The organism is Streptomyces sp. NPDC005899 (genome assembly GCF_040629645.1).
In the GTDB taxonomy this organism is placed as follows: Bacteria; Actinomycetota; Actinomycetes; order Streptomycetales; family Streptomycetaceae; genus Streptomyces.
Genome location: NZ_JBEXWB010000288.1, coordinates 1 through 8,392 on the forward strand (window position 1 = coordinate 1; position 8,392 = coordinate 8,392).

Here is an 8,392-nt window from a genome sequence, read left to right on the forward strand (position 1 = left end):
GGCGGGTGGGCGCGAGTCGCGCGGCGCGCCGCCGGCCGGCCTCAAGGGCGCATGGAAGCCCTCTGTTCACGGAGGGTCTCCGGACGGCAGACCTTCGGGGCGGAGACATCCGATGAAAGCCGTCGCGGACCCTTCTCCCGGGAGGCGTGCGGCGCTACCATCGGCTTGCTCTTGGGAGCGCTCCCACTTCTGCTGTCGCATCCGTACCGCCACTGAGTGGCGGCCCAGCCCGGAGAGGACGCATCCGTGCGCTCCAGCGCAAGACCCTTCGCCGCCCTGCTGGCGGCCCTCGCCCTGACGGCGGGATTGTCGCTCGCCGGCACCCCGGCCGTGGCGCAGCCCGACGATCCGCCCGTCGTGGCCCAAGCATCCGATGTGTCCACAGCCGCGGACACCTACACCTGGAAGAACGCACGGATCGACGGCGGCGGTTTCGTGCCGGGGATCGTCTTCAACCGCTCCGAGAAGAACCTCGCCTACGCCCGCACCGACATCGGCGGCGCCTACCGCTGGGATCAGGCCGGCAAGCGGTGGAAGCCGCTGCTGGACTGGGTGGACTGGGACAGGTGGGGCTGGTCCGGAGTGGTCAGCCTCGCCTCCGACACCGTCGACCCCGACAACGTCTACGCGGCCGTCGGCACGTACACCAACAGCTGGGATCCGACGAACGGCGCGGTCCTGCGCTCCTCCGACCGCGGAGCCTCCTGGAAGGCCGCCACGCTCCCGTTCAAGCTCGGCGGCAACATGCCGGGTCGCGGCATGGGCGAACGCCTGGCTGTCGACCCCCACAAGAACTCGGTACTCTACCTGGGTGCGCCCAGTGGCCACGGGCTGTGGCGCTCCACCGACGCGGGCGTCACCTGGTCACAGGTAAAGGCCTTCCCCAACCCGGGGAACTACGCCCAGGACCCGTCCGACACGAGCGGGTACGGCAACGACAACCAGGGCGTCGTGTGGGTGACCTTCGACGAGCGCTCGGGCAGAGCCGGCAGTGCCACGCAGGACATCTACGTCGGGGTCGCCGACAAGGACAACACCGTCTACCGGTCCAGGGACGGCGGCACGACGTGGTCGCGGATCGCCGGCCAGCCGACCGGCCACCTCGCGCACAAGGGCGTGCTCGACTCCACGACGGGCCACCTGTACCTGACGACGAGTGACACGGGCGGCCCGTACGACGGAGCAAAGGGCCGCATCTGGCGCTACGCCACCGCGACCGGCGAGTGGACGGACGTGAGTCCGGCCGCGGAGGCCGACACCTATTACGGCTTCAGCGGTCTCTCCGTGGACCGGCAGGACCCGGGCACCCTGATGGCCACGGCCTACAGCTCCTGGTGGCCCGACACCCAGATCTTCCGCTCGACGGACAGCGGCGCCACCTGGACGCGGGCCTGGGACTACAGCAGCTACCCCAACCGCTCGAACCGGTACACCCAGGACATCTCCTCCGTGCCGTGGCTCAGCTGGGGCGCCAACCCGTCGCCGCCGGAGACCGCGCCCAAACTGGGGTGGATGACGGAGTCCCTGGAGATCGACCCGTTCGACTCCGACCGGATGATGTATGGCACCGGCGCTACGGTCTACGGCACCGAGAACCTCACGTCGTGGGACTCCGGCGGCACCTTCACCATCACTCCCATGGTGAAGGGGCTGGAGGAGACGGCGGTCAACGACCTGGCGAGCCCGCCCTCCGGTGCGCCCCTGCTGAGCGCACTGGGTGACATCGGCGGCTTCCGGCACACGGATCTCGACGCGGTGCCCCGCATGATGTTCACGTCCCCCAACCTCGACTCGACCACCAGCCTGGACTTCGCCGAGTCGTCCCCGGGCACGGTCGTACGGGTCGGCAACGCCGACGCCGCCCCGCACATCGGATTCTCCACCGACAACGGGGCCAACTGGTTCCAGGGTTCCGAGCCCTCGGGAGTCACCGGCGGGGGCACGGTGGCCGCTGCCTCGGACGGCAGTGGATTCGTGTGGAGCCCGGACGGCGCCGGCGTTCACCGGACCACCGGCTACGGAAACACCTGGACCGCGTCCACGGGCATCCCCGCAGGCGCGATCGTCGAGTCCGACCGGAAGAACTCGAAGAAGTTCTACGGATTCAAGGCCGGCACCTTCTACGTGTCGACCGACGGCGGCGCCACCTTCACCGCGAAGGCGCGCGGACTCCCCGCCGAGGGCAACGTCCGCTTCAAGGCCCTGCCGCAGACCGAGGGCGACATCTGGCTCGCCGGCGGAGCACCGGCGGGAGCGTACGGACTGTGGCGCTCCACCGACTCCGGCGCCGGCTTCACGAAGGTCACGGGCGTGGAGCAGGCCGACAGCGTCGGCTTCGGCAAGGCGGCCGCCGGAGCGGCCTACCCGACGGTATTCACCAGCGCCAAGATCGGCGGGGTGCGCGGGATCTTCCGCTCGACGGACGCCGGTGCGCACTGGACGAGGATCAACGACGACGCGCACCAGTGGGGGTGGACCGGAGCCGCGATCACCGGCGACCCGCGTGTGTACGGACGGGTGTACGTCTCCACCAACGGGCGCGGTATCCAGGTGGGCGAGTCGTCGGACGCCGACGGCGGCGGGACCGACCCCGGTCCCGGTCCCGACCCCGATCCGGAGGAGCCGGCCGAGGACGCCGCCTGCTCGGTGTCGTACACGGTCACCAATCAGTGGCCAGGCGGGTTCCAGGCCGATGTGAAGGTCGTGAACACGGGCAGCGCGGCCTACGACGGCTGGAAGCTGGGCTGGTCCTTCGCGAACGGCCAGAAGATCACACAGATGTGGAACGCGACCCCCCGGCAGGACGGTGCCGGCGTGACGGCGACCGACGTGGGCTGGAACGGGAAGGTGGCCGCAGGCGCCTCCGCCGGCTTCGGCTTCTCGGGGACCTGGACGGGCGGCAACAGCGAACCCGGCGCGTTCACGCTCAACGGCGCCGCCTGCTCCGTCACCTGACACCCGCGGACCGGTGCGGAGGGACCGTACGCCGCCCCCCGCACCGGCCCGACGCGGCACCACGTCCCGCCTGTGCCGCGGGGAGTGCGCCCACGTGCCCGGAGACCGGCGTGGCGGACGCCGACGCGCTGACCGCCGGCGTCGAGCCCGCGGCGCACGGCCCGTCCGCGGTCTCCTCGGCACGTGACGCGGGGCCCGGCATCGACTGCCGGGCCCCGCACCGCGCGCCTCACCCGAGTCGGCGCGTTTCATCCCGGCTCAGGGGAAGGAGACCACCTGGGACGGGACGGTCGAGGTACCGGACGTGGGGGATCCGGTGTTGTTGATGACGTGCTCGTACTGGCCCTGGCCGCCCAGCGACACCACCAGCAGGTCGTGGAACTTCACTCCGGGCTTCACCGGCGCCTGGAAGCCGTGCTGCTGACGGATCGTCGGGTCGACGTTGAAGTAGCAGTAGCTGCCCATGCCCCAGCCCTCGTGCGTGGTGACCGAGTCGGCCACCTTGTACGCGGCGTAGCCCTTGATGTCCCCGTTCTGGATGGCGGCCTGGTTGGGGGCGTCGTATGCCTTCTCGTTCTGGAAGAAGATGGTCCTGCCCCGCTCGCCGTACCACTGCACGTCGTACTTGTTGAAGTGCTCGACGAACAGGCCGGTGGCCAGGACGTCGTCACCGTTCACCCGGAGGCCGTAGTCGGACCGGTTGGTCTCCCAGCCGACGCCGTCGCCGTGGTCGGCGCGCCACAGCCAGGTGTGGTCGACGATGGTGTCGTCGCTGTTGATCACCATGCCGGTGGTCGCCTTGCCGGCGCCCGCGCCGCCGACCCGGACGAAGACGTCCTGGACGGTGGTCGGGTTGGCCGCGTGGTCGGCCGAGGCGTTGTCCGGCCCCACCTGGACGAGCACCGACGAGTTCTGCGTGCCGGCGTCGACCAGCAGGCCGGCGAGCTTGACCCCGTCGACGTCACCGACCTTGACGGCGGTCACCCCGTTGTCCGGGACGATCGTCGCCAGACCGAGGCCGAGGGCGACGGTGTTCGCGCGGTTGATCTCGATCGGCTCGTTCACGTGGTAGATGCCCGGGGTGAAGAGCAGGTGCAGCCCCTGGCGTACCGCGGCGTTGATGGTCTGGGCGGTGGCGCCCGGCTTGACCACGTAGAACTGGCTCAGCGGGATCGACTCGCCCTGCGGGGTCCCGCTCCACGAGACGCCACGCGCGTTGGTGCGCTTGGCGGGGACGAAGACCTTGTAGTCGTTGCCGTCGAGGTAGAGGAAAGGCTTCTCGCGCGAGACGGGGGTGTTGTTCAGCGTGGTGTACGGGGGCTCGGGGAAGCTCTGCGCCGGCGCGCCCTCGACCCCGGAGAAGGTCATGTTCCACACCCCGTTGCCCCAGCTGCCGACCGAGCTGTCGCGGGTGTACCACTGCTGCTGCGAGTACGGGCCGACCTGGCCGTCGATCTTGCTGTCGGCGATGTAACCGCCGCTGGCCCAGCCGTATCCGTTCGGCGCGAGGTTGAGTCCGCCCTTGACGTGCATCCGGCGGAACGGAGCCGCCTGGGAGACGGCCCAGCGGTTGGTGCCGCTGACCGGGTTCAGGGCGAGGTTCTCGGCCGAACGCCAGAAGTTCTGGGTGGCGTTGCCGTTGAACCAGCCGGCGTCGACGGTCACGTCACCGTTGAAGGTGGTGTCGTCCGGCTTCAGGCCGAGGCCCGCGATGGAGGTGTAGAAGCCGATCTGGGCGTTGATGTTGTTGTACGTGCCCGGCTTGAACATCAGCGCGTAGCGGCCGGTGCCGAACTGGGCCGTCTCCTGCTGCTGGAAGATCTGGTCGACCTTGGCCTGGATGTTGGGCGTCGAGGGGTCGAAGACCAGCACGTTGGGCCCGAGGTCGCCGCCGCCGGGGATCTGCGGGTCGCCCCCGCCACCGGTCGTGCCGAACACCTGGAACTCCCAGAGCGAGTAGCCGTAGGTGGTGGCGCGGGCGGTGCCCGTCAGCCGGACGTACCGGGCCGTGCCGGAGACAGCGAGCGTCTCCGTGCCGCCCCGGCCGGTCGTGGTGGAGTGGACGGTGGTCCAGGTGCTGTTGTCCGAGGAGAACTCGATGCGGTAGCCGGTGGCGTAGGCCGCCTCCCACCGCAGCACGATCTGGCTCACCGAGGCGGCGGCCCCCAGGTCGACCTTGATCCACTGAGGGTCCGAGAAGGTGCTGGACCAGCGTGTCCCGAGGTCACCGTCGACGGCGGAGGCGGCCGTGGTCCCGCCGTTCTCCTGGCTGGAGGAGGTGACCGTCCGGCCCTGGGAGAGCAGGGTGGGCGCGGCGCTCGCGGGGGACTGCGGGACGAAGGCCAGGAGGGAGAGGACGAGTCCGGCGACCAGGACGAGCGTGGTGGTGCGCCTTCTGTCCGGTGCCAGGGAGGTGCGGAACACGGGGGGTGCGTGCATGGGGATCTCCTGAGTCGTGGGGCGGGTACACGACGCCAGAGAGCGCTCTCTCCGGCTGTGCGAGATACTCCACCCTTGTTACGAACGCGTCAAGAGATGTGGAACAGCGGATGTACGGGCCCCTGTTGGCGACAAGAACTGACGGCATGGTCCCGCCGGCCGCCCTTCTGCCCGTCACCCCGACGCCGACACGCGGGGGAGGGGCGCGCGAACGGTTCAGGACATGGCGAGCAGCGTCTCCGGCCGCCCGCACCGCACGTGGCCGCAGCCCGTCGGCGAGGCCGGGCGTCCCTGCCCGCAGGCGTACAGGCGGGGGAGCCGGCCGCCGGCAGCGCGTACACCGGTGATCGCCCGTCTCCCAAACCACCGTCCGGCGTGGCGTGCCGTCCAACGGGTGACATCCGGTTCCCTGTCACACGTTGAGCCCAGGGCGTCCCTCGAATGCTGAGCTCCCGAGTGGTGCGCCTGCCGATTCCGGCTGACGGTGGATCACGTCGCACCCACGATTCGATGAGCCGGCAACCGGTCGGCCAGCGCGGGTCCGACGAAAGGACCGAGTATTCATGCGCTCTGCCCGCACCCTGTTCGCATCGGCCGCCGTCACGGCGGTCCTCGCGGTCTCCGTCCCAGCCGCATACGCCGTGACCTCGGCTGATGGCTGGGACAAGGACAGCGGCTCTTCGTCCAGCAGCAACGACGACCGTGAGAAGCCGGACTCGTGGAAGCACGAGAAGCCCGAGGGCGGTGTGCACGCCGGTGGCGGCGCGCTGGCCGGGATCTCGGCCGACGACTGGCAGAAGGACAAGGACGAGGACGAGGACTCCTCGACCGGCAGCAACGACGACCGTGAGAAGCCGGACTCGTGGAAGCACGAGAAGCCCGAGGGCGGTGTGCACGCCGGTGGCGGCGCGCTGGCCGGGATCTCGGCCGACGACTGGCAGAAGGACAAGGACGAGGACGAGGACTCCTCGACCGGCAGCAACGACGACCGTGAGAAGCCGGACTCGTGGAAGCACGAGAAGCCCGAGGGCGGTGTGCACGCCGGTGGCGGCGCGCTGACCGGACTCTCGGCCGACGACTGGCAGAAGGACAAGGACGAGGACGAAGACTCCTCGACCGGCAGCAACGACGACCGTGAGAAGCCGGAGTCCTGGAAGCACGAGAAGCCCGAGGGCGGCATGCACACCGGTGGTGGAGCCATGGCCCTGTCGGGCAGCAGCCTGGCCGCCGGTTCGGTCCTGATGCTCGGTGGCATCGGCGCCGCCGCCTACCGGATGCGCCGCCGCAACGCCTCGGGTACCGCGGCGGTCTGACAGGGTCCCACAACCCCCTGACCGAACGCCGTCGTGGCCGCCGTCCTCCCCGGGCGGTGGCCGCGCCGATTTTCCCGTTCGCCGGGTCCTGCGGGCGTGTCCCGCTCGCAGGGCCCGCGGCTTCCCCCCGCCTCGTCCCCGCGGGCCTCGCCCGCCCCACCTCGCACGAAAGGCGTCACCGCATGGCCGCCCAGCAGCCGCCCGCACCGGATTCCGCCTCTCCCGCCCTCGGCCGATCCCTGCTGTGGCCCGCCGCGGCAGTGGGGCTGGGCTTCCTCCTCGTCTACAACTCCTTCGACGCGTCGGCGGGGGTGCAGCCACCCCCCGTCGTGTCACCCGTCCCCGCCGCCACCGCACCGGCCACACCCGTGCCGTCCGTCTCCGGCGGCACCGAGCGGCCCGGGCTGTCCAGGTCCGAGCCCGAACGCCTCGTGATCCGGGAGATCGCGGTCGACGCTCCCTTCACACCGCTGTCCATCGGCCCCTCGGGACGGCTGGACCCGCCGCCCGCGAACGACAAGAACCTCGTCGGCTGGTTCAAGGACGGGGCCACCCCGGGCGAGCGCGGCACCTCGGTCGTCGCCGGCCACGTCGACACCAAGACGGGCCCCGCGGTGTTCCTGTACCTCAGGACGCTCAAGAAGGGCAGCACGGTGGACATCACCCGGGACGACGGCGTCGTCGCCACCTTCAAGGTGGACACCGTCGAGACGTTCAGCAAGGCCGACTTCCCCAGCGACCGCGTGTACGACGACAACGGCACCGCCCAGCTGCGGCTGATCACCTGCGGCGGCGAGTACGACAGGAAGGCCAAGGACTACAAGGACAACGTCGTGGTCTTCGCCCACCTGGACTCCGCCGAGAAGTCCTGACCCCGCGCCGGCGCCTGACCCCGCGCACGGACGGGAGGGCCGCGCCCGAGCACCGTCGCGGGGCCGGGTCAGGGCACCGCGACCGGGCGGCACCGGGCGCGGCGCGTCCGTGTCAGGCCGGTGCCCGTCGCGTGCCGTTCAGCGGGCACTCTCCCTCTCCGCCACGGCGACCTGGTGCAGGGTCCGGCCGGTCCGGGCCGAGCGGGCGTGGTACGGGTCGGGGGTGCCCGGCCGGTCGTGCACGGCCTGCCGGTCGTTCGCCTTGATCAGCAGCCAGGCCTCCGGGCCCTCGGTGCCGTCCTCCTCGCCCACATGGAAGCGGGTGAGCGCGAACTCGCCGTGCAGCTTGGATCCCGCCAGCCAGAAGGTGGCGTGGCCGCGCTCCAGTGCCTCGCCCATCGGGACGGGGGCACCCGCCGGGTCGTGGCTGAGCGACCGGTAGGTGCCCTGGTCCCAGACGATGACGGTGCCGCTGCCCTGCGTCTCCCGTGGGATGACGCCCTCGAAGGCGCCGTACTCCAGCGGATGGTCCTCCGTGGCGACGGCCAGGCGCTTGTCACGGGGGTTGTCCGACGGCCCGCGCGGGACGGCCCACGACCTGAGCACGCCGTCGATCTCGAGCCGGAAATCGAAATGCATGCGCCGGGCGTCATGGATCTGCACCACGAAACGCCGTGTGCCCTCGATGTCCACGACCGTGTCCTTCCGACGGGAGGCGGTTCATGCGCCGCATCAGGACGGCCGTGGCGCCCAGCAGTCCGAAGATCGCTCCGGACGCGCCGAGCGATCCCTGACCGGGGTCGGCGATCACGT

General features: G+C 70.7%; 5 protein-coding genes and 1 pseudogene. 3 read left to right on the top strand and 3 right to left on the bottom strand.

Translation table 11 applies throughout. The annotated features are described in order from the left end of the window. Positions 1-246 precede the first annotated feature (246 nt). The gene (locus tag ABZ371_RS25150) at positions 247-2,955 is read left to right on the top strand and encodes a cellulose binding domain-containing protein (protein ID WP_358683547.1); all 2,709 of its coding nucleotides are present in this window, start codon (positions 247-249) and stop codon (positions 2,953-2,955) included. Positions 2,956-3,213: 258 nt separating this feature from the next. Here ABZ371_RS25150 and ABZ371_RS25155 read toward each other — a convergent pair whose 3' ends face one another. Then, on the bottom strand, positions 3,214-5,394 hold the full coding sequence (locus ABZ371_RS25155) for a discoidin domain-containing protein (RefSeq protein ID WP_358683549.1): 2,181 nt from the start codon (positions 5,392-5,394) through the stop codon (positions 3,214-3,216). Positions 5,395-5,957: 563 nt separating this feature from the next. Between ABZ371_RS25155 and ABZ371_RS25160 the strand changes: the two genes are divergently transcribed. Then, positions 5,958-6,707 (top strand): hypothetical protein, encoded by a 750-nt coding sequence (locus ABZ371_RS25160; RefSeq protein WP_358683551.1) that lies wholly within the window; start codon positions 5,958-5,960, stop codon positions 6,705-6,707. A gap of 182 nt (positions 6,708-6,889) precedes the next feature. Further along, positions 6,890-7,579 (top strand): class F sortase, encoded by a 690-nt coding sequence (locus ABZ371_RS25165; RefSeq protein ID WP_358683553.1) that lies wholly within the window; start codon positions 6,890-6,892, stop codon positions 7,577-7,579. Positions 7,580-7,717: 138 nt separating this feature from the next. On the opposite strand, the gene ABZ371_RS25170 is transcribed toward ABZ371_RS25165, so the two are convergent. Together ABZ371_RS25170 and ABZ371_RS25175 are read right to left on the bottom strand one after the other, a co-directional pair. After that, positions 7,718-8,272, bottom strand: a complete 555-nt coding sequence (locus ABZ371_RS25170) for a DNA polymerase ligase N-terminal domain-containing protein (protein ID WP_358683555.1) — start codon at positions 8,270-8,272, stop codon at positions 7,718-7,720. A 25-nt stretch (positions 8,273-8,297) separates the two neighbouring features. After that, positions 8,298-8,392: pseudogene (locus ABZ371_RS25175) on the bottom strand (rhomboid family intramembrane serine protease); the annotation flags it as partial.

Excerpts from the sequence above, each read along its gene's own strand:
- ABZ371_RS25155 (WP_358683549.1), bottom strand. The coding sequence starts at position 5,394 with ATGCACGCACCCCCCGTGTTCCGCACCTCCCTGGCACCGGACAGAAGG.
- ABZ371_RS25160 (WP_358683551.1), top strand. The coding sequence starts at position 5,958 with ATGCGCTCTGCCCGCACCCTGTTCGCATCGGCCGCCGTCACGGCGGTC.
- ABZ371_RS25165 (WP_358683553.1), top strand. The coding sequence starts at position 6,890 with ATGGCCGCCCAGCAGCCGCCCGCACCGGATTCCGCCTCTCCCGCCCTC.